This window comes from Fictibacillus iocasae (genome assembly GCF_042665465.1).
Taxonomy (GTDB): Bacteria; Bacillota; Bacilli; order Bacillales; family Fictibacillaceae; genus Fictibacillus; species Fictibacillus iocasae.
The window spans coordinates 90,070-116,288 of sequence record NZ_JBHTCP010000050.1 but is presented as its reverse complement, the minus strand read 5'-3'; the positions used below and the strand labels follow the sequence as shown (position 1 = coordinate 116,288).

General features: G+C 44.7%; 28 protein-coding genes and 1 riboswitch. Of the genes, 20 read left to right on the top strand and 8 right to left on the bottom strand.

The annotated features are described in order from the left end of the window. Positions 1–5 precede the first annotated feature (5 nt). Both ACFQPF_RS16275 and ACFQPF_RS16270 read left to right on the top strand, forming a co-directional pair. The gene (locus tag ACFQPF_RS16275; protein ID WP_379750946.1) at positions 6–464 is read left to right on the top strand and encodes a VOC family protein; all 459 of its coding nucleotides are present in this window, start codon (positions 6–8) and stop codon (positions 462–464) included. Positions 465–535: 71 nt separating this feature from the next. After that, on the top strand, positions 536–2,140 hold the full coding sequence (locus ACFQPF_RS16270) for a histidine kinase (protein ID WP_379750874.1): 1,605 nt from the start codon (positions 536–538) through the stop codon (positions 2,138–2,140). A 203-nt stretch (positions 2,141–2,343) separates the two neighbouring features. Here the strand turns inward: ACFQPF_RS16270 and ACFQPF_RS16265 are convergent, their stop codons facing one another. Both ACFQPF_RS16265 and speD read right to left on the bottom strand, forming a co-directional pair. Beyond that, on the bottom strand, positions 2,344–3,324 hold the full coding sequence (locus ACFQPF_RS16265; RefSeq protein WP_379750872.1) for a spermine/spermidine synthase domain-containing protein: 981 nt from the start codon (positions 3,322–3,324) through the stop codon (positions 2,344–2,346). Between the two features lie 145 nt (positions 3,325–3,469). Further along, positions 3,470–3,856, bottom strand: coding sequence for an adenosylmethionine decarboxylase (speD, locus tag ACFQPF_RS16260; protein WP_379750870.1), 387 nt, complete (start codon positions 3,854–3,856; stop codon positions 3,470–3,472). A 166-nt stretch (positions 3,857–4,022) separates the two neighbouring features. Here speD and ACFQPF_RS16255 point away from each other — a divergent pair, with 166 nt between their 5' ends. Beyond that, the gene (locus tag ACFQPF_RS16255; protein ID WP_379750944.1) at positions 4,023–5,267 is read left to right on the top strand and encodes an MFS transporter; all 1,245 of its coding nucleotides are present in this window, start codon (positions 4,023–4,025) and stop codon (positions 5,265–5,267) included. A 287-nt stretch (positions 5,268–5,554) separates the two neighbouring features. On the opposite strand, the gene ACFQPF_RS16250 is transcribed toward ACFQPF_RS16255, so the two are convergent. Further along, the gene (locus tag ACFQPF_RS16250) at positions 5,555–5,866 is read right to left on the bottom strand and encodes an RNA polymerase sigma factor (protein WP_379750868.1); all 312 of its coding nucleotides are present in this window, start codon (positions 5,864–5,866) and stop codon (positions 5,555–5,557) included. 207 nt (positions 5,867–6,073) lie between these two features. Here ACFQPF_RS16250 and ACFQPF_RS16245 point away from each other — a divergent pair, with 207 nt between their 5' ends. The 4 genes from ACFQPF_RS16245 (at position 6,074) to fabI (ending at position 10,804) form a co-directional block, all read left to right on the top strand. Beyond that, positions 6,074–6,967, top strand: coding sequence for a carbon-nitrogen hydrolase family protein (locus tag ACFQPF_RS16245; RefSeq protein ID WP_379750866.1), 894 nt, complete (start codon positions 6,074–6,076; stop codon positions 6,965–6,967). Between the two features lie 18 nt (positions 6,968–6,985). Further along, entirely contained in the window at positions 6,986–7,657 is a 672-nt protein-coding gene (locus ACFQPF_RS16240; protein WP_379750864.1) for a GNAT family N-acetyltransferase, read from the top strand. Between the two features lie 254 nt (positions 7,658–7,911). Then, entirely contained in the window at positions 7,912–9,846 is a 1,935-nt protein-coding gene (gene ltaS / locus ACFQPF_RS16235; RefSeq protein ID WP_379750862.1) for a lipoteichoic acid synthase, read from the top strand. A gap of 178 nt (positions 9,847–10,024) precedes the next feature. Continuing rightward, positions 10,025–10,804 (top strand): enoyl-ACP reductase FabI, encoded by a 780-nt coding sequence (gene fabI, locus ACFQPF_RS16230; protein ID WP_379750942.1) that lies wholly within the window; start codon positions 10,025–10,027, stop codon positions 10,802–10,804. 197 nt (positions 10,805–11,001) lie between these two features. Here fabI and ACFQPF_RS16225 read toward each other — a convergent pair whose 3' ends face one another. Further along, positions 11,002–11,442 (bottom strand): universal stress protein, encoded by a 441-nt coding sequence (locus ACFQPF_RS16225; protein WP_379750860.1) that lies wholly within the window; start codon positions 11,440–11,442, stop codon positions 11,002–11,004. Positions 11,443–11,669: 227 nt separating this feature from the next. On the opposite strand from ACFQPF_RS16225, the gene ACFQPF_RS16220 reads away from it, so the two are divergent. The 3 genes from ACFQPF_RS16220 to ACFQPF_RS16210 all read left to right on the top strand — a co-directional run bounded on the left by ACFQPF_RS16220 (position 11,670) and on the right by ACFQPF_RS16210 (position 12,889). After that, complete coding sequence (locus tag ACFQPF_RS16220; protein ID WP_379750858.1) at positions 11,670–12,284, top strand: PH domain-containing protein; 615 nt, start codon at positions 11,670–11,672, stop codon at positions 12,282–12,284. A gap of 106 nt (positions 12,285–12,390) precedes the next feature. Continuing rightward, entirely contained in the window at positions 12,391–12,564 is a 174-nt protein-coding gene (locus tag ACFQPF_RS16215) for a hypothetical protein (RefSeq protein WP_379750856.1), read from the top strand. Then, positions 12,539–12,889 carry a hypothetical protein gene (locus ACFQPF_RS16210; RefSeq protein WP_379750940.1) on the top strand — a complete coding sequence of 117 codons (351 nt, stop codon included), beginning with the start codon at positions 12,539–12,541 and terminating at the stop codon, positions 12,887–12,889. Before ACFQPF_RS16215 ends, ACFQPF_RS16210 begins: the two co-directional genes overlap by 26 nt. A gap of 48 nt (positions 12,890–12,937) precedes the next feature. Here the strand turns inward: ACFQPF_RS16210 and ACFQPF_RS16205 are convergent, their stop codons facing one another. Further along, a complete protein-coding gene (locus ACFQPF_RS16205; protein ID WP_379750854.1) occupies positions 12,938–14,113 on the bottom strand; it encodes a DHH family phosphoesterase in 1,176 nt (391 codons plus the stop codon). A 184-nt stretch (positions 14,114–14,297) separates the two neighbouring features. Between ACFQPF_RS16205 and ACFQPF_RS16200 the strand changes: the two genes are divergently transcribed. From ACFQPF_RS16200 to ACFQPF_RS16175, 6 genes are all read left to right on the top strand, one after another. After that, entirely contained in the window at positions 14,298–14,450 is a 153-nt protein-coding gene (locus tag ACFQPF_RS16200) for a hypothetical protein (RefSeq protein WP_379750852.1), read from the top strand. Positions 14,451–14,846: 396 nt separating this feature from the next. Next, positions 14,847–16,070, top strand: a complete 1,224-nt coding sequence (locus ACFQPF_RS16195) for a S8 family peptidase (protein ID WP_379750850.1) — start codon at positions 14,847–14,849, stop codon at positions 16,068–16,070. Positions 16,071–16,377: 307 nt separating this feature from the next. Continuing rightward, complete coding sequence (locus ACFQPF_RS16190) at positions 16,378–17,535, top strand: S8 family peptidase (RefSeq protein WP_379750848.1); 1,158 nt, start codon at positions 16,378–16,380, stop codon at positions 17,533–17,535. A gap of 277 nt (positions 17,536–17,812) precedes the next feature. Further along, complete coding sequence (locus ACFQPF_RS16185) at positions 17,813–18,724, top strand: M15 family metallopeptidase (protein WP_379750846.1); 912 nt, start codon at positions 17,813–17,815, stop codon at positions 18,722–18,724. Positions 18,725–19,129: 405 nt separating this feature from the next. Beyond that, the gene (locus tag ACFQPF_RS16180) at positions 19,130–20,107 is read left to right on the top strand and encodes a S8 family peptidase (RefSeq protein ID WP_379750938.1); all 978 of its coding nucleotides are present in this window, start codon (positions 19,130–19,132) and stop codon (positions 20,105–20,107) included. Between the two features lie 568 nt (positions 20,108–20,675). Next, positions 20,676–21,593 carry a CobW family GTP-binding protein gene (locus ACFQPF_RS16175; protein WP_379750844.1) on the top strand — a complete coding sequence of 306 codons (918 nt, stop codon included), beginning with the start codon at positions 20,676–20,678 and terminating at the stop codon, positions 21,591–21,593. A gap of 81 nt (positions 21,594–21,674) precedes the next feature. Here the strand turns inward: ACFQPF_RS16175 and ACFQPF_RS16170 are convergent, their stop codons facing one another. Further along, on the bottom strand, positions 21,675–22,514 hold the full coding sequence (locus ACFQPF_RS16170) for an STAS domain-containing protein (protein ID WP_379750842.1): 840 nt from the start codon (positions 22,512–22,514) through the stop codon (positions 21,675–21,677). A 137-nt stretch (positions 22,515–22,651) separates the two neighbouring features. Between ACFQPF_RS16170 and ACFQPF_RS16165 the strand changes: the two genes are divergently transcribed. The 3 genes from ACFQPF_RS16165 to ACFQPF_RS16155 all read left to right on the top strand — a co-directional run bounded on the left by ACFQPF_RS16165 (position 22,652) and on the right by ACFQPF_RS16155 (position 24,440). Then, on the top strand, positions 22,652–22,957 hold the full coding sequence (locus tag ACFQPF_RS16165) for a LapA family protein (protein WP_379750840.1): 306 nt from the start codon (positions 22,652–22,654) through the stop codon (positions 22,955–22,957). Positions 22,958–23,064: 107 nt separating this feature from the next. Continuing rightward, positions 23,065–23,925, top strand: a complete 861-nt coding sequence (locus ACFQPF_RS16160) for a mechanosensitive ion channel family protein (protein WP_379750838.1) — start codon at positions 23,065–23,067, stop codon at positions 23,923–23,925. A gap of 138 nt (positions 23,926–24,063) precedes the next feature. After that, a riboswitch (SAM riboswitch) is annotated at positions 24,064–24,187 on the top strand. 97 nt (positions 24,188–24,284) lie between these two features. Then, positions 24,285–24,440 carry a Fur-regulated basic protein FbpA gene (locus ACFQPF_RS16155; RefSeq protein WP_379750836.1) on the top strand — a complete coding sequence of 52 codons (156 nt, stop codon included), beginning with the start codon at positions 24,285–24,287 and terminating at the stop codon, positions 24,438–24,440. A 47-nt stretch (positions 24,441–24,487) separates the two neighbouring features. On the opposite strand, the gene ACFQPF_RS16150 is transcribed toward ACFQPF_RS16155, so the two are convergent. Beyond that, on the bottom strand, positions 24,488–25,486 hold the full coding sequence (locus tag ACFQPF_RS16150) for an LLM class flavin-dependent oxidoreductase (RefSeq protein ID WP_379750834.1): 999 nt from the start codon (positions 25,484–25,486) through the stop codon (positions 24,488–24,490). A 122-nt stretch (positions 25,487–25,608) separates the two neighbouring features. Next, positions 25,609–25,797 (bottom strand): hypothetical protein, encoded by a 189-nt coding sequence (locus ACFQPF_RS16145; RefSeq protein WP_379750832.1) that lies wholly within the window; start codon positions 25,795–25,797, stop codon positions 25,609–25,611. Between the two features lie 96 nt (positions 25,798–25,893). On the opposite strand from ACFQPF_RS16145, the gene ACFQPF_RS16140 reads away from it, so the two are divergent. Then, the gene (locus tag ACFQPF_RS16140; protein ID WP_379750830.1) at positions 25,894–26,202 is read left to right on the top strand and encodes a transporter suffix domain-containing protein; all 309 of its coding nucleotides are present in this window, start codon (positions 25,894–25,896) and stop codon (positions 26,200–26,202) included. The last annotated feature ends 17 nt before the right edge of the window (positions 26,203–26,219 follow it).

The window sequence follows — 26,219 nt, the reverse complement described above, 5'->3', positions numbered from 1 at the left end:
TGAGTATGGCAGGCAGGCTGTATGAAACACACGTGAAGGTAAGAAACCTTGAAAGAGCGAAAGGATTTTATGAAAAGCTTGGCATGACAGCTGCGCATGAAGTGAAATCCCGCGGAGCATCGTTCTTTTATTTTGGCGATGCAAAGGAGCAGATGCTCGGTGTTTGGGAAGTGGCGAGTGAGCATTGGACGTCGAGCCATTTTGCCTTTCGAGTATCACTTGAACAGCTGCTCGGTGCGGAGAAGTGGCTGAGCGAGCGAGGGATCAAGCTAAAAGAGGCATTTGGATTGCCGCCTATTGAACCGATTGTTCATACGTGGATGCCGGCCGCTGCGGTATATTTCGAAGATCCAGACGGCAACCCGCTAGAATTCATTGCGCTTCTGGATGATGATGGAATACTTCCCCCATCAGAAGGTGTGCGATACTTGAGTGAGTGGCTGGCAAACGCAGACAAAGGATAAGACAATGTAAAGCGTCCTCCTTATAATGAAAAGAGAAGCGATATAGTAAGGTGTAACGGGAGGATTGGCGTATGGCGGAGTCTATGAATAAAAACGAGATTATGACCTTGAAAGTGATTGCCGAAACATTGAATCAGTCTTATGAGCTGAGACCGATGCTGCAGTCTGTATTGGAAAAACTGCTCGAAATCACTAAGCTTAAGACAGGATGGATCTTTCTGCTTGAAGAAGAGCCAATCTATCATTTTGTTGCAGATGTTCAGCTTCCGCCAGCACTTTCTATTGATAATAAGCGCCCGATGTGCGAGAACAGCTGCTGGTGTTTGGACCGATACTGGGACGGCAGGCTCAATAGCGCGGTAAACATCATCAACTGCAAGCGGATCGAGGATGCAATCGAGTGCGAGTGGGGTGATACAGGTGGCCTTACCCACCATGCTACGGTTCCGATTGCGGCCGGCGGGGAAAAGTTCGGCGTTCTGAATGTAGGATCACCAGGAAAAATTCACTTTGAAGAGGATGAACTGAATTTGCTTCAGTCGGTCGCGCTGCAGGTAGGTACGGCGATCAAGCGGACGAAATTATATGAAGAACAACAGCAACGGGCAAGGACGCTTGAACAGCTGGATGTGTTTGGCCGCTATGTATGGAAAATACAGAACGTGGGCGATTTCCCGGAAAAAGCTGTGAAAAAGATAGCAGAGCTCTTTCAATGGCCGTATGTCGCCTTCATGACAAAAGAAGATAATGCGATGACATTACACACAACCTATAGCAAGAAAACCGTTAAAACGATTAAAAAACGATACTCGTCCTCCATTGCTGAACAGCTCGCGAAAAAGACGCTGGATGATAAGGAGCTTATCAAGGACCTTGAAGCAGAGGGTTTCCTAGATGATTGCACCGTTGCGGTAACGCTGACATTGGGTGACGAAATTCTTGGTGCGCTCATTGTTTGTGATGAAGGCAGGCTAACCTCTTCAAGAGAATGCGAGAAGACGACATTGAAAGCCATTGCTGATTATGTGGCACTTGCTGTACAGAACGCTTCTCTTAATCAAAAAAGAAGGGAGATCGCACTTGCTGAAGAACGAAACAGGCTAGCACGCGATTTGCACGATTCGGTCAATCAAAAACTATTTTCTCTTATGCTTACAGCTAGAGGAGTGAAAGCTCTCACACCGAAAGAGAACGAACTGCTGCATGAATCTTTGGATGAAATACAGCACACATCCCAAGACGTGCTAGCCGAGATGCGTGCACTTATTTGGCAGCTCAGACCTGCCGGGCTTGAGGACGGAGTAGGAACAGCACTTGTCAACTATGGACGCAGCCTCGGTGTGAACGTGAATGTTAAAATATTGTCGTGCTGTGACTTGCCAAGTGTGATAGAAGAGGCACTGTGGCGCATTGGCCAGGAAGCGATGAATAATATAAGCAAGCATGCGAAAACGGACAAAGCGGAACTTACTCTTCATACGGAAGGTACTGCTGTAGAAATGATCATCCGTGATGAAGGAAAAGGCTTTATTTATGACGAGAACGTGTCGGGGCGCTATTCACTCGGCCTGACAAGCATGAGAGAGAGAACATGCATGCTCGGTGGTGAATGGGAACTGAACAGCAAGCCAGGGTCCGGTACAGCACTTAAGGTGAAGTTTAACCTGAAAGGATAATAAAGCACAGCAGCGGTTGTATAAAAGAGAATTGAAGCAACAAAGCTTTCTAAGATAGTCTTTTAGAAAGCTTTGTTCCACTATGGGAAAACATAACCTTCTTGTGCTGGAGATTACTTGACGTGACAAAAAGTTAACGTCTACCGTGTAAGGGCAACTTGGCTGACGCGAAAGGTATCGCGTCAGCCAAGTTTTTTTATTGGTTAAAACTCCATTTCATCCGCATATAACTCGTGCAGCACAAGATTTTTGACGGAATTTAACTCTGCGTTTTTACTGAGTGATAGGATGCTTTTTGGAAACTCACACATTTTTTGAAAAGATGGTACAGACCGATTAAAGGGCGTTTGAAAGTCGTCTTCTGCCTTGATGACTGATTTTCTCCCAATATGGAATCCCCAGTCCCCGAAGGAAGGAACGATCGTATGGTACCCCAACGTGTGAAATCCTGCATGTTTCATTGTCCTTCCAATGCTCCAATAAACGGATGGTGCATCACTTGGAGAATTAGATTGACAGACAATGACTCCGTTATCTGACAGTCTGCTGTACAGCTTCCGAAACATTTCGACTGCATACAATCTAGCTAGAATTTCTTCCGCTGGATCAGGGAAATCAACAATAATAATATCAAAGGTCGATGTTCCGGAGAACACAAACTCCCATGCATCCTGGACAGTCACAGTCACTCTTTTATCGAGCAGGGAGCCTTCATTAAGCTCGACGATGGCTGGCACAGTCTTAGATGTTTGGATGACTTTAGGATCGATATCGACAAGGACCACTTTTTCCACTTCGTCATAATGAAAGACTTCACGGAGGGCGAGGCCGTCACCGCCGCCCAAGATCAGCACGGATTTTTTGGATGGACTTAAGTGAAAAGCAGGATGAACTAGTGCTTGATGGTAGATGCGTTCATCCAAAGAGCTGAATTGAAGCTGCTCGTTCAAATACATTCGAATATCTGTCGCTTCAACAACAAAAATGTCTTGAAATTCACTTTTTCCTGTATACAATTTTTTGTGTGAACCGTTTAATAGCTCTTGAATGCCAACCTTATCCCAAACATCACCATTGCTGTTTTTGCGGGGTGCGGGCAGTGTGGGTTTCTGCTTATCAAGCTGATTGCCTATTAGCGCAGAATTATACCAGGGCTTTGCGTTTAAATTGTTTAATTTACTCATGCGGCCATCTCCTTTAAAGAAGGACTTAGTCATTTCCACTTTAAGAAAGTGTAACTTTTTAACAGTGAAGGAAGTCGACGTAGTCAAAAAGTTAACGAACAAAGTATAAGGTCAACTAGGGCTGGCAAAAAAGCAAGGTGTCAGTCTAGTTTTCTTTAGTTATGACGATTGAACCTGGTGTGCGTTGTCTTTTCTCTCCGCGAAGGATGTCATACACCACAGCGTATTCAGATGAGAAACTTGAAATAACAGCATCTACACGATCTAATGGGTTGCTGTCTCCACAGGTGTAAATATCTAGGGAAGCATAGCGCTTCTCAGGCCATGTGTGGACTGACATATGTGAAGTGGAGAGGACGAGCACACCTGTGACACCATGAGGCTGAAAGGCATGGAAATACGTGTGAAGCACTTCCATATTTAATTCCTCTGCGATCTTAATTAATGAAGCTTCAAGTCTATCTGCTGAATTCAGCAGTTTTTCATCACACAAAAATGCGTCAATAATAATATGGAACCCTTTTGTTTCCAATCAAGCACATCCTAACCAAAACATAATTAAGAGTAATATATGTATAGGGTAGCCGGATGAACTGGACAATCCGGCAAAAATTAAAGTAAAGAAAAGAAAGTTAGAATAAAAAGGGAATTGCGCTATAATAATGAAAGTGTCAAAAACGTAAAGGAGCACCAACATGATGAGTGATGTGCAAGTAAAACCGAAAGTATCGATGAGTGCGATCTTTCAAAACAAAGTCATACGGACGATTCTTGTGTCTGTGCTGTTTCTGCAGATAGGCATTTGGGTGCGGAACTATTCCATTCTTTTGTATGTGATCGAAAAAACGAACGAAAATCCAGTGGCGGTCTCGCTCATTTCAGTGGCGGAGTTCGCGCCGATTTTCTTGTTTTCATTTATTGGCGGAACGTTCGCCGACAGATGGCGGCCAAAGAAGACGATGATCTGGTGCGACCTTTTGAGTGCGGCATCTGTGTTCGTTGTCTTGCTGACATTGATGTACGGCAGCTGGAAAGTGATTTTCTTTGCCACGTTAATTTCATCTATTTTGTCACAGTTTTCTCAGCCGTCCGGTATGAAACTGTTCAAAATCCACGTTCCAGAAGAGCTCGTTCAGCTTGGTATGAGTATGTATCAAACCTTGTTCGCGCTTTTCATGATTCTTGGACCTATCTTGGGGACATATGTGTATCAGCAGTTCGGCATTATGATGGCGATAGCTGTGATGGGAGTGGCGTTCATCTTGTCTGCAGCCGCGCTTACCTTGCTGCCGCCAGATGAAGAGCCTAGTCGAGAAGCTCGGAAAACGTCACTGACTGAAGAAATGAAAGACGGCTTCCGCTATGTGCTGAATAAAAAAGCGTTAACACTGCTTGGTGTCTGCTTTGCAGTAGCTGGATTGGCGATAGGGTTAACGCAGCCGATGGCGGTGTTTCTGATCACAGAGCAGCTCGGCCTGCCAAAGGAACAGCTGCAATGGCTGATGGCGGCGTTTGGTGCAGGAATGATCATAGGCGGCGGATTAACTATTGCCGTCTCTTCAAAGGTTAAACCGCAAGTGCTTTTATCGATCGGTATGCTGGCAAGTGCTGCTGGTTTTATTGTGATGGGGCTGTCTGAGGTGTATTACCTCACGCTCGCTGCGCAGTTTATGAGCGGCCTTTTCATGCCATGCATCCATATTGGGATAAACACACTTATTTTAAAAAACACAGAACCAGAATTTATTGGGCGTGTGAACGGCATTTTAAACCCGCTGTTTATGGGAGCGATGGTCATCACGATGTCGCTGAGCGGACTGTTAAAGGACACACTCTCCCTTGTTGCGATTTATGAAGGAGCAGGTCTGCTACTGGCTGCTGGCATTTTCACGATGGTTCCTCTTTTTCGCGAGAAAGAAAAGCTGGAGGCAGAAAGCATATAACTAGTTTGGATGAGGCTGTTTCCATGTGAACAGCCTTTTTAAATCTCAACCAGGGCTTACTTAAAAGCTTGGCGTCTGCCAAGTGTTCTTTATGGGGATGTTGATAAGGACTTGAAAGAGGGAACGTGGAATTAGTCAAGTTGTGTACCACAGCAAAGAGGCGCTGAGTTATGGTGTTATCCGATGACATAGTTAAGAAGCTTTCCCGAAATTCTTTGGAAAATGGAAAATGGAATGAGCATTAACTTTATCGTAATAAGTAAAACAGTGTGAACGGTCAATAGTCATCAGTTAAAATGGCAATGTGCTGTAACAGGAATAGCGGCGACCTGTGCTGCGGGCTTGCACTTATCTAAGCATTTGTTTAGAAACATGGAAGAGAACCGCATATCACCTTGAACGAGAAATGCATGAGGGAATGTCCAAATTTCCATAAATAAGTCGGCAACCGCCGCTTCAGCTTTTTGCTCGCTGCCGCTTGTCATAAAGGCTGCACGATAGAGCAGTCGTTCATAGCGGTTGTAAAGCGTTTCAAGCGCTGTGCGATCTTTCTCGATAATTCGCTCGACAAGCCGTAAATCTGTACTTGAAGGTTTCATCACAGCTTCACTCCTTTTTAATCAATCCATAGTGCTAGATAGTTAGCTTATTACCCTTATACAAAACCTATAAAACATATATATTTATATTTTACAAAATAATAACATGAAAAATGTAATTTAGGTGTTTATCTCTTTAGGAAATGGATGGATTGCTGTAAAATAAGCAGTAGCTAACATTTCATCGTAAGAGGGGGTTATACGAAATTGCGATTGCGCGTTTCGGCTGTGCAGTATCATCTGCACACCATATCAAGTTTTGAAGAGTTTGAGCAGCAGGTCACCCATTATGTGAAAAACGCCGCAGAGTTTAAGGCGGATTTTGTTTTATTTCCGGAGTTTATCACGACTCAGTTATTGTCGATTCCGGATTCGAACGAGGGACACAGCATCGAGCACCTGCCTTTATATACAGAACTATACTACCAGCTATTCTCTCAGCTGGCTCAAGATTATAACATGCATATTATTGGCGGCACACATGTGGTGAGAGAAGAAGAGAAGCTCTTCAATGTGGCTCATCTTTTCTATCCAGACGGAACGATCGGCAAGCAGCCGAAGCTTCACATTACGCCCTCAGAGGTGGAAGAGTGGAACATCATGCCCGGAGAAGGGCTTCAAGTGTTTCAGACCGAGAAAGGTACGATTGCGGTTCTGACATGTTATGACATCGAGTTTCCAGAAATCGTGCGGTTAGCGAAAGCGATGGGGGCTGATGTTATTTTCTGTCCTTCGTGTACGGATGATTCCCACGGCTTTCACCGAGTCCGTTTTTCCGCTCATGCACGAACGATCGAGAATCAGGTTTATGTTGTAACGACAGGTACGATCGGGTCGCTTCCAACGGTCGACTTTATGCGGTCTAACTATGGCCAGGCCGCCGTTATCACACCGAATGATGTACCGTTCCCGCAGCGAGGCATCATGGCAGAAGGCGATATTAACAATGACATGATCATTACGGCAGACCTTGATCTTTCCTTATTATATGAAGTTAGGCAGAACGGCTCTGTTACGACATGGCGCGACAGGCGAAGTGATTTATATCCAGATTGGGAAAAGCTTGTTGGGCCGAGGGCAGTAGACGAAAAAATCGGATAGAAATGAGAGAGGTGCGAGATGTATCACAAAGAATTTCACCTGTACCATGATGGCCGGATGCATAAGGCTGTCGTTAGGAATTATCAGCAGCAAGATTTTGCAATGCTGGTTACGATTCAGCGTGAATGCTTCCCGCCCCCGTTTCCTCCCGATCTTCTATGGAACGAGGAACAGCTGACGAACCATGTAACAAGGTTTCCAGAAGGCGCCTTATGTGTTGAGGTAGACGGAGAGCTCGCTGGTTCAATTACGAGTCTGCTTGTTCAATATGAACCCGAAGATCCCGATCATTCATGGGAACAAATCACTGATTCTGGCTATATTCGCAATCACGATCCTCTTGGCAACACAATGTATGTGGTCGATATTGGAATAAGGCCAGCTTACAGGAAATTTAAACTCGGCGCGGCACTAATGCAAGCGATGTATGAGACAGTCGTCCACATGAAGCTTGACAGGCTTCTCGGAGGCGGAAGGATGCCAGGCTATCATATGCATGCCGGTCAGCTTACGGCTCAGCAGTATGTTGATCAAGTCATTTCAGGCGAGCTGAAAGACCCGGTCATTTCCTTCTTGCTCAAGTGCGGCAGAACACCGGTCACTCTCGTTGAAAATTATTTGGATGACGAGGAATCCTGTCATTATGGGTTGTTGATGGAATGGCGTAACCCTTTTAAAAGAACAACCTAGTTTTTACAGTATGTGGTACTTTACATTTATTGATAAATGGTTATAATGAGAATCCGGGGCAGGTTGAGCTCACGGATTTTTTTATTAATAACATGTTTAAGTGAGTGAGATAACGGGCAATAAAGAAGAAGTATTTTGTAAAATGTCACATATTTATCATTAGCGTACAAGTTGCAGAGTAGGATATAATGAATGACGTGTTAAATGTTAATTATTTGAAGTCACATAAGAGAAGCATTTGAGGTGAAATGAATATGAATAAATTTTGGACTAAAGGCCAGCATGTCTTAAACAAGCATCTTGGTTTTTTCATTTTTGCCGTTGCACTGTTCTGGGCAAAAACATATGCGGCCTATTTAACAGCTTTTAATTTAAGTATTGAAAATGCGATGCAGCAATTCTTACTATTTTTTAACCCTGCCGGTTCAGCAGTGCTCTTTTTAGGACTGGCTCTTTACGCTAAAGGGAAGCGGGCTTACAAAAGTTTGTTCTTTATTAATTTTCTTTTGTCCTTTATTTTATACGCGAACATCGTGTATTACCGTTTCTTCAATGATTTTATTACCTTGCCGACGTTGACGCAGACGGATAATTTTGGAAGCTTAGGCGGCAGTATCTTTGAACTGCTGAAGGGCTACGACATTCTGTTTTTTGCGGATACGATTATCATCGGTATCCTAGTATTCAGCAAAATGCTTAATCCAGCCGCCGTGGCACTGCAAAAACGCAAGCGCCGTTTGGTGTTCGTATCGGCGATCGTGCTGATGCTGGCGAACGTTGCGCTCGCGGAAATCGACCGTCCGCAGCTGTTAACCAGAACATTTGACCGAAACTATTTGGTGAAATATTTAGGTGCGTATAACTATACGATCTATGATGCTGTGCAGAACATGCGCACATCCGCTCAAAAAGCATCTGCTGACACGAGCGATCTTACAGATGTATTGAACTATGAGAACTCCATGTACGCGAACCCGGATCCGAAAACATTCGGTAAAGCGAAGGGCATGAACGTAATCTACATCCACTTGGAGTCCGTGCAGAATTTCCTGATCGATTACAAGCTTAACGGTGAGGAGGTTACGCCGTATTTAAACTCGTTCGTTAAAGACAAGAATACGATGTATTTCGATAATTTCTTCCATCAGACAGGCCAGGGCAAAACTTCTGATGCCGAGTTCATGCTTGAAAACTCGCTCTTCGGCCTACCCCAAGGCTCTGCTTTTACAACAAATGGCGGAAATGAGTATCAGGCAGCACCAGCTATTCTTGGCCAGCAAGGCTATGAATCAGCCGTGTTCCATGGCAACTATAAAACGTTTTGGAACCGTGATGAAACATATAAGTCATTTGGTTACGACCATTTCTTTGATGCGAGCTTTTATGATATGAATGAGCAAGATGTCCTAAATTATGGCTTAAAGGATAAACCGTTCTTCGAGCAGTCTAAACCAATGCTTGAATCCTTGAAGCAGCCGTTTTATACGAAGTTCATCACCGTATCTCACCACTTCCCTTATTTGATTTCTGAGGAAGAAGCGACGATCGGTCCAGATGATACGGGTGACGGATCTGTAGACCGTTATTTCCAGACGGCTCGATATTTGGATGAATCTATTGAAGAATTCATGAATTATTTGAAAGAAACCGGACTGTATGATAATTCTGTCATCGTCATGTATGGTGACCATTATGGCATTTCAGAAAACCATAATGAGGCTATGAGCCAAGTGCTAGGGAAAGAAGTAGGCGCATTTGAGAATGCTCAGCTTCAGCGTGTGCCTCTTATGATTCGTGTGCCTGGCATGGAAGGCGGAGTAAAGCATCAGTATGGCGGACAGATTGATCTAATGCCAACACTCATGCACCTTCTTGGAATCGATACAAAAGATTACGTGCACTTCGGAACAGATTTGTTATCACCACAGCACCAGCAAGTTGTTCCGTTCCGAAACGGGAACTTCGTCACACCTGAAATCACATCGATAAACGGCAAGTATTATCACTCACAGACAGGTGAGCCTGTTGAAAAGAACGAACAAATCTCTCAAGTTGAGCAGCAGGTTGAAACAAAGCTGAACCTGTCGGACAAAGTGGTTCAAGGAGACCTTCTGCGCTTTCACAAGCCAAAGGGCTTCAAGAAAGTAGACACGTCCAAGTACAACTACAACAATCCTGAAAAAGAATAATAAGGATGGAGAACTTGGCCCCAGATCATCAGCTTACATGATGATCTGGGCTTTTTTTTATGCCTTTTAATCAATAGGTAACGTCAATAATAGTAATGATTTATGACCAGGTTATAATAGCAAGTGTTACGATTAAATGGTAAGATAACAGTAGAGAATGGTATTGGAGGTATATATGATGGAAGATTTGCTTAAATTAAAGGATAAAAATATAGTGATTATGGGTGTAGCCAACGAACGCAGCCTAGCATGGGGAGTTGCAAAATCACTGCAAAAAGCAGGAGTAAACCTGATTTTCACTTACCGTCAGGATCGTTCAGCAGCTAAACTTGAAAAGGCGCTTAACACCGAGGGCTTTGAGGCGAAAGCCATCGTACAGTGTGATGTGAACGATGATGAAAGTGTGAAGAGAGCTTTTCAGGAAATTGGTCAGCGTGTCGGAATCATTCATGGTATTGTACATTCCGTTGCCCATGCCAAATCTGAGGACTTAAAAGGTGCGTTTATTGAAACGTCTCGTGATGGGTATGCGTTTGCTCAGGATACGAGTGCCTACTCCTTAATCGCTGTTGCACGGGAAGCAAAAGAGTTCATGACAGAAGGCGGTTCGATTATCACGATGAGCTATCTTGGCGCAGAGCGAGTCGTTCCGGGCTATAACCTGATGGGCATCGCAAAAGCTTCTCTTGAGGCAAGCGTACGGTATTTAGCAGAAGATCTTGGGAAGGACAACATTCGGGTGAACGCTGTATCGGCGGGAGCTGTTCGAACACTCGCTGCAAAAGGGATCCCATCGTTTAATACCATCCTTCATAAGATTGAAGAAACCGCTCCGCTTCGCCGGAACGTGACACAGGAAGAAGTAGGAGACATGACACTTTCACTCATGAGCCATCTTTCACGCGGCGTGACAGGGGAGATCATTTACGTGGATTCCGGATTCAACATCATGGGGTAAAATAGGTGGAATCAGCAAAGTCTTTCGGGCTTTGCTGATTTTTTTATTGGTTTGTTGGGGTCCGGTACGTTTACTTATGATTTCCCATGGAATAAGGGACTAGACCTAGAGGGTACCGTACCCCGCAATTGCACCGCAAATGTTATAAAAAAATGACCGCCTGTGAGTCATACAGGCGGGAAAAGAGTGAACAAAGTTTATTTGATAATAAAGACCGGACAGGTGGATTTTTGTACGACATAATGGCTGCAGCTGCCTAGGAAGAGCTCTTTCAAGTTGCTTAAGCCGCGGCTGCCGATGACGATAAGTTCTGCGTCTTGATCATTTGCGTATTTGACGATTTCTTGACCAGGATGACCTTGAATAGATGTTGTGAAAACGGGATTGCTTAGTTCAGATGAAAGCTGATCTTGAACCGTTTTCAGTTTTTCTTCAGTATCAATCTTCATATCAAACGCTCCATTATCTACTGTATAGAGCGGATGAGTATAGCTCATCACATATTCTGGTTCATATACCGTTAAAACGTGAAGCTCGCTTGATGAATTCTCTTTGACGAGATTTACTGCTTGATTTAGGGCCATCTTGCTTAACTCAGATCCGTCATACGCCACCACAATTCGAGAAAATATAGTCATGAATATGTTCCTCCTTTAATTGGTTTGAAGCGTCTTTGCATCTTTACTATAAGGCAGGTGTAAAGCAATGTATGTGACTTCTCTCACAAGAAAGGAAAAAGGGTTGGCATGTTGTGGTGCGATGTCCGATTGATTACAGTGAGGATTTCCCCCATCCTTTTTGAAACTTTTATATAATGCGTGCGTATGGATTAGTGTGAACAGTTAAAGGAGAGGGGAAACAAATTATGTTTAAAAAAGTAGCTTCTGATATGCTTGGTCTTAGTGAAGTAGGCACAGTCATCGCACCTGCGGATTATGATAAGGTGGACAGCGATGATTATGTGATGCATGAGGACGGAGAGAAGATTTATTTTCTTATCAAATCAAGGACAGATGAATATTGTTTTACAAATAAAGCATTGATTCACCTTGATGGGACGAGCGCGGTCAGCAAGAAGCGAACATTGCGCCGGTACAGTTATTGGGAAAATACGATTTCCAATGTGTCACTTGAGACGGCTGGAACGGTAGATTTAGATGTTGAGATCAAGTTTGTACTCGGACAGACCGTTTTTTCTATTGATGTGCATAAGAAGCATTTAGAAGAACTGAAAGACTTGTATAAAGCCCTTTTGAAAATAGCCGAAATCAATCATGAGAACGAAGCCTTCATGCAATACGCCCAGCAAAGCCTTAATCTGGCTTCAGCGACAATGAGCCGGGTGCAAGCACGTGAAGATCAACTCGTGGAGAGCTTTAATGGACTTAACGAATCCGCGTTTAACTGGCTTGCAGATAAGCGCAGCACGTACGTGGTTAAAGATTTTGGCCACGTTTATGAAAAGTTCATCAATAATTAACAGATAAAGCAATCCTGGGAACTGACTGATCCTATGGATTGTTTTTTTGCTGTAGAGGATTAAAAGACATTCGAAACAAAATGAAACAGAAAAGGAGGCGTTTTACGTGAATAAGACGGATTCTGTAAAACAAGAATTGCTCTATCTGATGGGTTCGACACACCGCAATTATTGGTTTGTATCGCTTGAGAATAGTGTGCAAGATGTTATACGGATAGCAGGCGGCTTGGAAACAGAGTGGCAGGGAGAATTCGATCTGGGAAATCATCCGTCATGTTAATTTTTATTTAACAAGGTATCTGGATCGATTTAAAGGCACTCCTGCTCTAGATAAAATCGAAACCAATGATATGACGTTTTTGGCTGTGTCAGGTGAGTCTTGGCTAGACACAAAAGAAAAGCTGACCAGCCTGCTTTACGAGTGGAAGGAAGAGACGGCTGCTGCTGATCAAATAACTCTTGAGCGGCCGGTCTATGAGAACGGTACAGGAAACTGGCGCGAGGTTATGGCAGATATTGCTCTTTATGCTGCTTATCATGCAGGTCAGGTTATCACGATCCGTAAACAAAATGGCTGGCGGGATCCTGAAAACGGTGTCCATTAAAAGTTTTATACAAAAAAACCATCCGAAAGAGTTCGGATGGTTGTATCTTTAGTTTCTGAGGTCGTCGTCTTTAATGAGCCAGCTGTTATAGTGGCGCTTGACATAGTTTTCTGCTTCTGTAAAATCAGCAAATTCTTTATTCTCAACGATGTTGTTCTTGTGTTCAAGTTTCCATTTGCTGTCCTCCAGGTACACGGTAGTCACCTCGCGCTGATGGTTGACATACCGTGTCCCTTTAGGATTTTCTTTTACATTTTCTTCGTTGTTATGAACGTCTGGGCGGCGCGGCTGTTCTTTAAATGCTGGGATGACAAACTTCTCGAAGGCGTCAGGTGTCATCGTGCTTCCTGATGCTTTTGGGTGGCCGCCGCCATTGAACTGCTTGGCATACTGTGATACATCCACATGCTCATGAATGGTGCGGTAGCCGATGCGTTTGTTGCCTGCATTGAGGATCACGATCAAGTCAAGGTGCGGGTTTTCACGGTTCAGTTCATTACCTAGCTCGGATTGATGCTGCTCGGCATGGACGATACCGATTTTATAATCATGCTTATGGCCTTCTTTGTCAGTGAACGTGTCCCAAATCTCGACCATCTGCTTCTGTTTTTTATTGATATACGCTTTGCGGTTATCTTCTTCCATGTTAAGAATGGTCTCTTCTGTTTCACTGAATGAGAAGTGATCACCTTCTAATCGTGGAAGCATTTGCTCTTCAAACTTGTCTTGAGGAAGAAGGAAGAACAAGTCGTTCAGCCTTTTGGCTGTTTCATTGTTGCCGAACCATTCCCACGTGTCATAAAGGCGGACGAGCTCCACGTATTCCTTTAACGCACCTCCGTCTTTCAAAAGCCCTTTTTGGACGAGATGGTCATAAAGAAGGGAGGTCGCTGCAGTCAAACGGCCATCTTCGTAGCGCGGAACGACAGAGCCCCATTCATACGCGTTAAAATGCATGGCTGTCGCGTGGTGGTCGATCAGGTGAACCTTGCCGCCGTTCTGGTAGCGCTCGTCCAGGCGTGCTGCGAGTTCGTCTTTTACGGCAATATCGGTAATATACACTTCATTTTTTTTCTGGCGCGGGTCATCCAAAAACTGTTCGACCAGCGGGTTAATGTTCTCATGCGTGCAGTACGTAAGCATTACCTTTTCGCCATAAGCGAGCTTGATGAGAAGACCGCACGACTTTCCGTCGAGGTCATTGTGGCTGAATAATTGAATCATGGAGTAAAAATCCTTTCTGTTTCTGTCACTTATCATAGTGTACTCTATTTTGAGTTATGATACAAAGCGGGCAGTGAAAACATTTGTCTGACAGTTATCATTGAATTATCATATTTATGTCCATTGGCTGAAGCGGCAATCCGCGTTACACTTAACACATCTTTTTCCGATTGGAGCGGTTAGTATGAAAAAGATGAAGTATATCACGTATTCCTTTATTGCGGCTGTCGTGATTGCCTATTTTGCTCGTCAGTCAGTCGTGCCAGGCGGCGAATTGACAACCTTTCACGAGCAGATGATCCATTGGGAGAGCTTGATTGATTTACTAACATATTGAAAAGAGAGCGGCCCTCGGTTAACCGGGGGCCATTTAATTTTGCTTGTAATCGGTCATCTAGTTGTTGAAACATCATAGTAAGGGGAATTGAGGAGGCGATTGGCAGTTAAATCATTCTTAGATTCATACATTATCAGACACATGCAGCCTGGCAGTGGAGAAATCCTTTGTACGGGTTATTTGTTTAGAACACACCGGCGTGCTTTACTTAGTAGTCAGCAAACCATTCTTTCGGCAGATAACACCATTGTTCATAGCTTGTCATATGATATGGCAAGGAGAAATTATTCCCCATTTCTTTGTGAAAGTGTCCACTTGGAATGGACAAACTGTATTTATTGTCTTTTTAGAGTACCGTACCCTCCCCCTTCTCTTTTCCTGAAAGGAGCTATATAGATGAAATGGCATGAAAGGTATGCTGAGAGATTGGATAAGGAACTTTTAGAGAAGCTGGACAGATTTTATTCGGAAGAGCCAGCCAATGAAAGTAAAACGTTTCCTGTGATCATTCAGCTTCATGAAAATACAAGTATAAAAAAATTGAAAGATTTGGCCGAACTTCTTCCGCATGAAGAAGAGACCGCCAATATTGTGTCAATGAATTATATTGGTGCTAAACTGACGCCGAACAAAATAGAAAAGCTGCTGCTGCATCCTGCAGTGTCTAGAATTCACACCGATGCGGTTGTTAAAGCAAAACTTGATATTGCCACTCCTGCCATCGGAGCACTTGCTGTACGAAATCAATACGGCCTGACAGGCGCAGGCGTTACGGTAGCTGTTGTGGATTCTGGAATTGCCCCTCATGAAGATCTGGTCACCCCCGTAAACCGGATTGTCGGATTCCGTGATTTTGTCAGCAACCGCACAACACCTTACGATGATAACGGGCATGGCACATATGTTGCTGGATGCATCGCAGGAAATGGCGCATTGTCTGGCGGGGTTTATACGGCACCCGCACCGCAGGCAAGGCTTGTTGGCGTAAAGGTGCTCGATGTAAATGGTCAGGCCCCAATATCCCGTGTAATCGCGGGCATCGATTATGTCATTCAGAACCGAAGTGCTTTCAATATACGGATTTTGAACCTGTCACTCGGATTTCCACCGTCTCAATCGTACACGATTGACCCATTAGCGCAAGCTGCTGAACGGGCGATGCAGGCCAATATCTTTGTTGTTTGTGCAGCCGGAAATACTGGACCTGGCGGACGGATTACTTCCCCTGGACACCATCCTCGTGTTGTAACCGTCGGGGCTGTAGATGATAGGCGTACGGTGACACGTGCTGATGATGTAAGACTTCTCCTTACGAGTACAGGACCGACAATTGACGGCTTGCTTAAACCAGATTTTTTCGTGCCGGGCAATCTTGTTGGTCCAAAGGCTGCAGGATCGGTTTATGCTAGACAATACACGAATTTCCCAAATTATCTTTATTTATCCAGTACTTCTGGCGCGGCTGCTCTTGTTTCTGGATGCGCGGCTCAAGTATTTCAAGCTTATCCGACCTACACTTCATTTCAGCTTAAGGCGCTGATGCTTCAAGTAATCATTGAATTTGGTGCGAATTATGGATATTTTACGCAGACAGAATTATTTAAACTGCTGAACTCTTAATAGACGGATAACGGTTCATGACTGGTGTGTTCATGAACTGTTTTTTATTTGTGCAAATTGCATGTGACTTAGCAAAAACTTTTTTTTGTAACAATGCTCTCTCTTCATTATGCCTTTAGCAGTCAGATAGAGTAGGCTGCATGACGTATGTTTCCCTAAGACTTTTTTAGGTCTTTTGTCATGTTTTATGTTAAAAGTATTACGGTGTAGGATGATGTAATTAATTTTCAGAATATAACAAAATTTATCTTTATTTTCCACGCTAGTCCGTCTATATTGTTAATTATCAAGCAAAGGAGGAATGAACATGTTAAAACGTTTTGTAGCAGTGACCGCTGCTCTCCCGCTCGTCGTGTCACTTGTTTCACCAGCAGCAGCAGCCAAGCCGGTGGAAACGAAGAAAGAGGTAGCCCCTCAAGAAATTATTGTAAAATTTAAATCAGGTACAACCAACTCTGAGCAAAATGCCATCCACAGCAAAGCAGATGGCAAAGTAAAACAAGATGGAGCAAAATTCGAAGTTGTCACCGTAACTGATGGTGACGTAGAAGGAGCAATCGCGGACTACAAAAAAAATAGTGATGTAGAGTATGTGGAGCCAAACTATACATACCATGCTAACTGGACACCGAATGACACATACTACGCATCCTATCAATATGCACCGCAAAAAGTAGGTGCCCCAAGTGCTTGGGACATTACACGCGGTTCGTCCACAACAAAAGTAGCCATCCTTGACACAGGGGTAGACTACAATCATCCTGATCTAGCTGGAAAGGTTATCAAAGGCTACGATTACATCGATAACGATTGGGATCCGATGGACCTGAACGACCATGGAACACATTGTGCAGGGATTACAGCTGCGGCAACGAACAACTCGCGCGGTATTGCGGGGATGGCTCCGAACGTAAGCATTTATGCAGTCCGCGTCCTTGATGCGAACGGAAGCGGCTCGTTATCTGGAATCGCGAATGGAATTTATCATGCTGCAGATAACGGGGCGAAGGTCATCTCGCTTTCACTAGGCGGACCTAGCGGATCAACGTCCCTTCAAAACGCTGTAAACTATGCAGTGAGCAAGGGTGCTGTAGTCGTAGCGGCAGCTGGGAACGAAAGTACATCAGCTCCAAGCTATCCGGCTTATTACTCTAACACAATCGCGGTAGCTGCGACTGATTCAGCAGACCGTTTGGCTTCATTCTCCAACTACGGTTCTTGGGTAGACGTGGCTGCACCAGGTGTGGACATTCTTTCCACAGTACCAGGCGGGTCTTATGCTTACATGTCGGGCACTTCAATGGCAACTCCACTTGTAGCTGGAGTTGCTGGGCTTCTAGCTTCACAAGGCCGAACAGCATCGAATATCCGTGCAGCGATTGAAAACACAGCAACACAAATCTCTGGAACGGGTACTTATTTCTCCAAAGGCCGTGTAAACGCAGCAAACGCTGTACGCTACTAAAAATTGTCGAAAAACTCCCAAGCCGTATTGTAGGCTTGGGAGTTTCTTTGTGTGTGTAAGGTGTGGGGTCCGGTACGCCTGTTCGCAGCGGCCGATGGACAGCGAGCTGCAAGAAAAAGGTACCGGACCCCATCTTTAATCCATCTGTTAGAATGCAAAAATATTTGAGATTTTTTTATGATGTGGGTATGATACGGATAGCGACATGATTTATGCTTATCTCGACGAATACTTTAGGCGTAATGAACATCTAGAACAGGGAGAGAAGATGGTAGAAATGAAGTGGAAAAGTCTTGCATTCATTGGATTTTCAGCCGTTCTGCTGACAGGCTGCAGTATGGATATTCCTTTTTTACATGATGAAAAAAATGCTCATCAGGAAAAAGAAAACGAAAAGAAAGTCAGTAAAGAAAAAGAACAGGAACAGCATGGTTCCATGCCTGCAGATCCAGAGAAAGAACCCGACGGTCCGATAAATGACCCTGCCGAACCGCAGCAGGATGCTAAGCCTCCAAAGACAGACAGCGAAGGACAAACGGGCGGTAAGGAAGGGAAGCCTCCGGAAACAGAAAATTCAACAAAGGATGGTGCCATTCAAGTGGTAGCCAATCCTGATATTATTGATGTGCTGATCAATAAATTTTATAGCCTGCCTGAATCCTATGAGCCGGCGAATCTTGTGTATTTGAATGTACCGTTCATTTTTGAAGGAAAAGCAGAAAAAACGATGATGCGCCAAGAAGCGGCTGAAGCATTAGAAAGAATGTTCAGTGATGCGAAAAAAGAGGGTGTGACACTGCTCGGAGTGTCTGCATACCGCTCGCATGAGACACAAAAAGCACTGTTTCAAAGATATGTGGATAAAGACGGCTATGAAAAAGCCCGCACTTATAGTGCTGTGCCGGGTACGAGCGAACATGAGACAGGGCTGGCGATTGATGTGACGGGCGGTGACGGAAGCTGTCCTGCACAAGACTGTTTTGGTGAGAAAGAAGAAGCGAAGTGGTTAAAAAAGCATGCTGCTGACTATGGATTTATCATCCGTTATCCGGAGGGAAAAGAAAAGATTACAGGTTATAAATACGAGCCATGGCACCTCCGCTATGTTGGTAAACAGACAGCTGTAGCCGTTTCTTCGCGAAACATCACACTAGAAGAATACTTCAACGCTGTTCCAGTATCCAATTAGAAGACAAAGAACGCAGGAAATCATCCTGCGTTCTTTTGTTTGTGTGCGAGGCATGACATTTATCTAGGGGGGAGGGGTACGGTACGGAGCAGCGAACAGCTGCGGTTTTATCGCGAATTTTTGTTCACTGTACCGGACCCCGAATGTTGCAGAATGCTTTGTGAGGAATTATGCCTGTAAAGAATTCCTCATGACAAGCGGAAAGCCTTAAACATTCTACACCTTTCGCGGGTTGTCTGTGCTGAATGTATGATTTTTCCAACTAGGTCTTGTCCATATAGACAACGTGGTGCTACACTGACTACACTAGCACGAGCTCTCTTACTATCGGCAGTAAAAAAGAAAGGAGGATATTCTCAATGTCGGGCTTTGCGACTCGTATCGAAAAAAAAGGAGGAACGAATGATGAGCGAAGTTTGTTTAATTCCTTTTGTTTTGGAAGAGGTCATGGAGTCAGCGAGAGAGGAAGTGCCATACGGAATCGACATGATCAATGCGCCTTCTTTTTGGAAAGAGGGCGAAATGGGAGAGGGTGTTGTGGTTGCCGTGCTCGATACGGGCTGTGACATAAACCATCCTGAACTGAAAAACCGGGTTATCGGCGGGCGGAATTTTGTGAGCGGAAAGCCTGACGATTACTCAGATGCTCATTATCATGGTACTCACGTGGCGGGCACGATTGCGGCGACCCTCAACTATGCGGGAGTGGCTGGAGTGGCGCCGAACGTGAAGCTGCTAATCTGCCGAGTACTTGGGAAAAATGGCGGAGGGACGTATCAAGGCATCATTGACGCCATCAAATTTGCAGTCGATTGGAGAGGACCGGCTGGAGAGCAGGTCCGTGTCATCTCGATGTCACTAGGCGGGCCATCTGATGTAAAAGAACTGCACAATGCCATTCAAGAGGCGGTGGCGAAGGATGTGATGGTCGTCTGTGCAGCTGGAAACGAAGGCGACAGCCAAGACACAACGAATGAATACGCTTATCCAGGGGCTTATAAAGAAGTGGTTCAAGTGGGTGCAGTAGACTCACAGCGAAAACTGGCCTCTTTTTCGAACACGAACGATGAAATTGACCTGGTTGCCCCCGGTGTAGACGTCCTATCCACTTATCCAGGACGAAAATATGCCAAGCTTTCTGGAACGTCTATGGCCACACCGCACGTGTCGGGAGCAGCCGCTCTTCTTGTTGCAAGAGAAGAGCGTTTGTTTGGCAGGAGGCTATCAGAAGCTGAAATGTATGCACAGCTTGTGAAAAACACGATGAGCGTAGGACTATCCAAACGTGCAGAAGGCAACGGACTGCTTGTACTTGATGCACAGAGCAAGCTATCCTGCGATACGGCAGCTGATTCTGGCGCGACAGCGCTCGTAACCGGATAGGGGGCAGCATAATGGATTCTCTGGCGTATAAAATTATTGCCCTTTTGATCAGCTTCGCCACCTTGTGCGTGCGGATCTACGAAGAAATGGCACGCCGGGGAAAAAAGAAGAAAAAACAAAAATAATGAACCGGGGTCCGGTACCTTCACTCTGTTTTGATGCAGAGCGAGGTACCGGACCCCTCTTTTACTGCTGTTAGTGAATTGGTCCTTGCAAGCGCACGACGACAGCTGTTAAAATTTCTCGCGCCCGCTTATAATGCTGCAATATTTCGGAGCGGTTTACCGTGCTTAGCAAAAGATAAGTGCACTGCATATATTCTTCAAGCTCTTTCTCTGTCATATGCTTCTTAATTCTTTGAAATTCGCTGTCTTGCATACATTCACCTCGGCAGATGCTAGTCATACAGTTATCATATTCCGATAGCGCCCAAGTTGTTCCGATCATTTTTGGCCGAATGTGCTGCCTATCGTTTCTGCTTATAACTTCCATGCTATTAATGTTTGAGGACCGCTGTTTAATTTAGTATGATTACTAGTACTTGAGAATGCGGCGAAGGGGTTATCGTATGGAAAAAGCAAAGGTACTGATTTTGGCAGGATTTTTGGGAAGCGGAAAGACAACGCTGTTGAAACAGCTTTTAATAGAAGAGAGAAGGAAGGGCTCCCGTCCTGCCGTTCTAATGAACGAGATTGGCTCTGTATCCATTGATTCTGATGCAGTGCCGGGGGATATACCGCTGTCTGAACTGCTGAATGGATGTGTGTGCTGCACACTGCAGGATCAGCTCGAACGTCAGCTTCTTCTTTTATGCCAGCAGCATGCACCTGAGACCATTATTATTGAAGCAACCGGTGTGGCTCATCCGATAGACATACTCGATGCATGTTTATCACCAGACCTTCTTCCTTTTATAAAAGATCCGCTGATTATATCTGTCATCGATTCACCACGATGGCTGAAACGGGAAAATATGAGCATTCAGTCAAGAATGCTGTTAACAGAACAGGTTAAGCATGCAGATTTGCTGCTATGGAACAAGACGGGCAGTGTGACGGAAGCCGAGCGAGAGCAATTGCTGGAAGATCAAAATAGGCTGAATCCCAAAGTGACAGCACTTTTTACCGATTATGCCAAAGTGGATAACAGCCTGATCCGCTCGCTGTCTTCACATGAAAAAGGGGATTATCAGACTGTCCGTATCGGAGAGCAGCTAAAAGTAAAGACATTTATCCATACCTTTTCAGGGCCCGTGTCAAAAGAGAGGTTCGAGGATTGGCTGAGAAATGAAGCACCCGACACCATCTACCGTATGAAAGGCTACATGCAGTTTTCGGAGAAGCCAGGTACTGTACTTATGCACTATTCGTACGGACTGCCTCAATACGAACCCGAATTCATGAAAAAGCCGCTTCGCATCGTCATTATAGGAGAAGAGCTCGATAAAGATGAGCTTTCTTCCCAGCTCAATCGTCTCGTAGAGTAGGTTTGAACGGAGCTTTCCAAAGGAATACTTTAACAAAAGAAAAGCTCCTTTCTATAGTAAAAGGAGCTTGCGATTTTTCTTTTAGTTGTTAATTGAGAATCCGATCTCTTCTAGAGCGAAATGAAGGGAAGCGAATGAAGGAAACTTGGAAAAATCAATGTTCAAGGCAACCATTGTTTGGGCGATCTCAGGACGTATGCCTGTAATCTTAGGCTTCACACCGAGCAGGTTCACCACATCACCGAGACGGATGATCTGCTGAGCGACCATCGTATCTACTATCGGAACACCGGAAAGGTCGATGATCAGCTCGTTCAATGAGAGCTTCACACAATCTTGTGGGGTTTTCTCCATCAAAATGCGAGCGCGTTCTGTATCAATATCACCGACTAACGGCAGTATGCCTACACCATGGCCAACCTGGACGATCGGTACAGAATACTCAATCAGTGATTGCTGTGCACTGCGCTTGAGCTGATCGCTGTAAGAAATAAACGCCAGGCTGAACGAAAAGACAGCATGGTCCATAATTTCATGAAATCGTCTTGTTATGGCATTATAGTTTTTTAGTGTTATATTTTGTGCTTCTGCTTCTGAAGCGATAATTTCTATGATTTCTTTTCGAAAGTGGCGCGTTTCCTTTAACGCGGCATCAAAAGGCATTCTTACGTTTAAGCAAGCTTGTCCAACACGCTCGCCCCACTTGTCAAAAGCGGCGAAACATTCTTCATCCTCCATAATCAGACTTTTGCCGTATAGCTCGACCAGTTCCTCTCTCATCGGAATCAATGAGGAGGCAAGATGACGAAGCTCCGTTGGATAGTCATCCTCTTGAAGGGTGGTCACTCGCTGTGCAATGATTTGCTTTTGCTCAATTACGGCAAAAGAAAGGGCATGCAAGTTTTCGGTGGATAATTTCAAAGGGCAACACCGCCAGTATTTGAGTATAGTCAATATTTTTGTTCATCTAATTTAGAGTAACATGTTTAATTGAAAAAAGATTGATATAATGTGCAATTAACAATATTTGTGCTCATTGTACTAGAGGGAGTGATGTAATGAAGATGCAGGCTTACTTACTGTTAGGACTATTGTTTGCTCTGGTGATTGCTGCATTTGCAGTGGTAAATGGCAATCCAGTAGAATTCAATTATATTTTCGGCAAGGCGAGTTGGCCGCTTGTGCTTATTATCCTTGGTTCTGCTGCGATTGGGGGATTATCGGTCGGTATGCTCGGCTTTATTAAAATTGTACAGCTTAGGGCTGCGATAAAAAGATATGAACAGCAAGCGAAGGCAGACAATGACAGTAAAAAGCTCGAGCGTGTGGTCGACTATCAGGCAAAAGAAGCACAAGAAGAATAATCCTGCTTACATTGCAGGATTTTTTCTTTTTGCTTGCCATAAACAGGATTTGAGCACGAATAATGTAATTTGGAAAGCGCAGCAAAGAACGGCATAGGAGTGAGGGCATGATGGAAAAAATAGAAAAATGGCTGCTTAAAGTAAACTGGGGAGAAATGATGGTGCAATCTTGGATGATCTTCTTAAAGCTTTGCATCATTCTCATCATCTTTTTTATCGTTAAAACAATCGGCAAAACGGTCATCAGCCGTATGTTCGATCAAGCAGCGAAAAATAAAAGAATGACGACAAACCGTGTCGTCACCTTGCAAAAGCTTGTACTTAACCTGTTTTCTTATATCCTGATTTTTGTATTTGCAGGAATTATTTTCGAATTGTTCGGGCTGGATATTAAAACACTCATCGCTGGTGCAGGTATTCTTGGACTCGCCATAGGATTTGGTGCACAGGGCCTTGTCAGTGATATCGTAACAGGCTTTTTTGTTTTGCTGGAAAAACAAATGGACGTTGGAGATTTTGTCACGATTGGCAGTGTTTCAGGCATCGTGGAGGAAGTCGGTTTACGAACCACTCACGTCAGAGCGTTTGACGGCACCCTTTTTTATATGCCGAACCGCGAGATCAGTACAGTTGCCAATCATTCACGAGGAAACATGCAAGCGCTTGTCGACATCGGCATCGCCTATGAAGAAAGCATCGATGAAGCCTTAGCGGTGATCCGTTCGGCGTGTGAGAGCGTGAAGGAAGTGAATGAAAACATCATTGAAGGACCTAACGTGTTAGGTGTTCAAAGCTTTGGCTCGTCTGAAGTTGTCATACGAATTCTGGCAAAGACAACAAACATGGAGCAATGGGGCGTAGAAAGAGAGTTAAGAAAAGCCATTAAGGAAGCCCTTGATGAAGCGGAAATCGAAATCCCTTATCCTCATCAGGTGCATATCGAAAAGAAAGTGAAAGTGATGGCATAGAGCTAACGTTAATCCGGGGTCCGGTACGCATTTCCTTCATACAAGGAAACTCAAAGGATGCAATGGAAACGTACCGGCCCCCGGCATTTGACTTTCTCATGAAAACCGCTTACATTTAATATAAGTGAATAATGTTTTTTCTTATTATGAGAGGGGGAGGGATCTGGCCCTTTGAACCCTCGGCAGCAGGCTGGAATTAAACGGTACTGTGCCAAATCCATCGGACGCTATTCTCTTTACAGCAGCGTCGGAAAGATAAGAAGAGCGTGTGCGGACGTATGAACAGTCTAACGAATGTCTCTTCTTTTATAAAAAGGAGAGACGTTTTTTTACGTTTAAAAGGAGGGAGACGGATACATATGAACGACGATCAAAAAGACAAGCTGATTACCAGCTTGCTCGGTCATAATATTTATAAAACGAGTGATGGAAGGCATCTGTATGAAGTCTCCCTCGAAGATCTCGAACGCGAGTATAAGCAGCTGCTCCTAAGGCCGAGTGAGGAGACGTCGTAACAGTAAAATTAAAAAAGCAGGATCATGGCGATCCTGCTTTTTTCCGATCATTCACCTCGAAATGCGTCTGCAATGAGCCTATAAGATTGCAGCTTGGCTTCAAATTCATGAATGATGCTGACAATCACGACTTCGTCAGTCTGATATGCCCTCGCAAGGCGCTCAATCTGAGCTTTCACTTTCGCGGGTGTGCCGACGATAATCCGGCCGCGGTTGTTCGCGATGTGTTCCCGGTCAAACGGTGTATACGGGAATGATTCCGCCTGCTCGACGCTTGGAATACCGTTTCGGCTTTTGCCTGTTTCAATGAGAAGAATGGAGAGATCAAGACTTGAAGCGAGCCTCTCCGCTTCTTCCTCCGTTTCGGCACAAACAGCAAAAACAGCTACACTGTTGGCCGGTTTTTGGCTGATGTGAGAAGGCGTGAACGCTTGAAGATAAGTATTCATCACCTGCGGCCCGCCGATCGGATTAATAAAATGCGCAAAAGAGAAGCCGGCGCCTTTTTCGGCCGCTACACTCGCGCTAGAACCGCTTGAGCCGAGGAGCCATAGTTCAGGCGACGTCTCAGGCTGCGGTGTGGCTTTCAAACCTTGAAAGCGATGATGCTCAGTGCGTCCGTGCAGGTAATCTGCTACATCATCAATCTGGTTCGGATAGTCACGAATATCGCGGCTGGCGTTCTCCTGCAGCGCCATGGTCGCAAGCGGCATCCCGCCAGGTGCCCGCCCGATGCCAAGATCGATGCGGTCAGGAAACAGCGATTGAAGGACGGCGAAATTTTCTGCGACTTTATAGGCACTGTAATGAGGCAGCATTACACCGCCAGAGCCCACACGGATATTTTCGGTTTTCGCCGCGATCGCCGAGATGAGTACTTCTGGCGATGAGCCAGCCAGACTGTCGCTGTTATGGTGCTCTGACACCCAAAAGCGGTAGTAACCGAGCTTTTCGGCTTCTTGGGCGAGTGTGATCGTATTATGCAGTGCCTGGGTGGCACTCATCCCATTAGAGACAGGTGATTGATCCAATATACTTAATTTCAAGAATAAAATCCTTTCTTCTCTTTGTCGTACTCTTATTATCGTTATCTTAAAATACGATGTCCAACGATATGCTTACAAAAAATAAGCGGAGACATGCTGTCTCCGCTTATCATATCATCGACCTATATATTGTTTTGCGAGCAATGCTGGCAATAATCATATTGTTTATTGGACAATAAAAGCTCGACAGATTTTGCATCGTTAAGGTGCTCTACAGATTCTTTGCTGATTTCTTGATGATCGCATTCTGTTTTAATGAATGCCGTTCTGTGCACCATGTTTTTTGAGTGATCTACTAAATACATCGCCATTTTGTTGAACCTCCAAGTATGCGGCGTTTGTTCAGTATACCATTTCTTTGTTACAGTTCAGTGACACAAGCCAAAAATAGGAATATAGGGGGATATATGAGCAAAACAAAGATAGGCATCATCCTTGTTGTGTTTTCCTTTGTACCATGGCTTTTCATTCCGTTTGTTCCGTTTCTTACATTTTTGTCGGGTTCTGAAAAAGTAAGCGCGGCAGCTGCGCTGACAATCGCCGCTGAAGTGCTTTTCTGGGGCGGTGCGCTTTTAGCCGGTAAAGATGCTGCCCGAGCCGTTCGTAAATACGCCAACCCGAGAAACTGGAAAAAAAGAAAGACTAGCATAGAAGACAAAATGGAGGGGTCCGGTACTTCATCAGATAAGTCCCGCAGCAAAGGCGATGCTGAATAAACGTACCGGACCCCCAA

Bases quoted from the DNA above. Each gene is read 5' to 3' on its own strand.
- ACFQPF_RS16275 (WP_379750946.1), top strand. From the start codon at position 6: ATGGCAGGCAGGCTGTATGAAACACACGTGAAGGTAAGAAACCTTGAA.
- ACFQPF_RS16270 (WP_379750874.1), top strand. From the start codon at position 536: ATGGCGGAGTCTATGAATAAAAACGAGATTATGACCTTGAAAGTGATT.
- ACFQPF_RS16265 (WP_379750872.1), bottom strand. From the start codon at position 3,324: ATGAGTAAATTAAACAATTTAAACGCAAAGCCCTGGTATAATTCTGCG.
- ACFQPF_RS16255 (WP_379750944.1), top strand. From the start codon at position 4,023: ATGAGTGATGTGCAAGTAAAACCGAAAGTATCGATGAGTGCGATCTTT.
- ACFQPF_RS16250 (WP_379750868.1), bottom strand. From the start codon at position 5,866: ATGAAACCTTCAAGTACAGATTTACGGCTTGTCGAGCGAATTATCGAG.
- ACFQPF_RS16240 (WP_379750864.1), top strand. From the start codon at position 6,986: ATGTATCACAAAGAATTTCACCTGTACCATGATGGCCGGATGCATAAG.
- ltaS (WP_379750862.1), top strand. From the start codon at position 7,912: ATGAATAAATTTTGGACTAAAGGCCAGCATGTCTTAAACAAGCATCTT.
- fabI (WP_379750942.1), top strand. From the start codon at position 10,025: ATGGAAGATTTGCTTAAATTAAAGGATAAAAATATAGTGATTATGGGT.
- ACFQPF_RS16225 (WP_379750860.1), bottom strand. From the start codon at position 11,442: ATGACTATATTTTCTCGAATTGTGGTGGCGTATGACGGATCTGAGTTA.
- ACFQPF_RS16220 (WP_379750858.1), top strand. From the start codon at position 11,670: ATGTTTAAAAAAGTAGCTTCTGATATGCTTGGTCTTAGTGAAGTAGGC.
- ACFQPF_RS16205 (WP_379750854.1), bottom strand. From the start codon at position 14,113: ATGATTCAATTATTCAGCCACAATGACCTCGACGGAAAGTCGTGCGGT.
- ACFQPF_RS16200 (WP_379750852.1), top strand. From the start codon at position 14,298: ATGAAAAAGATGAAGTATATCACGTATTCCTTTATTGCGGCTGTCGTG.
- ACFQPF_RS16195 (WP_379750850.1), top strand. From the start codon at position 14,847: ATGAAATGGCATGAAAGGTATGCTGAGAGATTGGATAAGGAACTTTTA.
- ACFQPF_RS16190 (WP_379750848.1), top strand. From the start codon at position 16,378: ATGTTAAAACGTTTTGTAGCAGTGACCGCTGCTCTCCCGCTCGTCGTG.
- ACFQPF_RS16185 (WP_379750846.1), top strand. From the start codon at position 17,813: ATGAAGTGGAAAAGTCTTGCATTCATTGGATTTTCAGCCGTTCTGCTG.
- ACFQPF_RS16180 (WP_379750938.1), top strand. From the start codon at position 19,130: ATGAGCGAAGTTTGTTTAATTCCTTTTGTTTTGGAAGAGGTCATGGAG.
- ACFQPF_RS16175 (WP_379750844.1), top strand. From the start codon at position 20,676: ATGGAAAAAGCAAAGGTACTGATTTTGGCAGGATTTTTGGGAAGCGGA.
- ACFQPF_RS16165 (WP_379750840.1), top strand. From the start codon at position 22,652: ATGAAGATGCAGGCTTACTTACTGTTAGGACTATTGTTTGCTCTGGTG.
- ACFQPF_RS16160 (WP_379750838.1), top strand. From the start codon at position 23,065: ATGATGGAAAAAATAGAAAAATGGCTGCTTAAAGTAAACTGGGGAGAA.
- ACFQPF_RS16155 (WP_379750836.1), top strand. From the start codon at position 24,285: ATGAACGACGATCAAAAAGACAAGCTGATTACCAGCTTGCTCGGTCAT.
- ACFQPF_RS16145 (WP_379750832.1), bottom strand. From the start codon at position 25,797: ATGGCGATGTATTTAGTAGATCACTCAAAAAACATGGTGCACAGAACG.
- ACFQPF_RS16140 (WP_379750830.1), top strand. From the start codon at position 25,894: ATGAGCAAAACAAAGATAGGCATCATCCTTGTTGTGTTTTCCTTTGTA.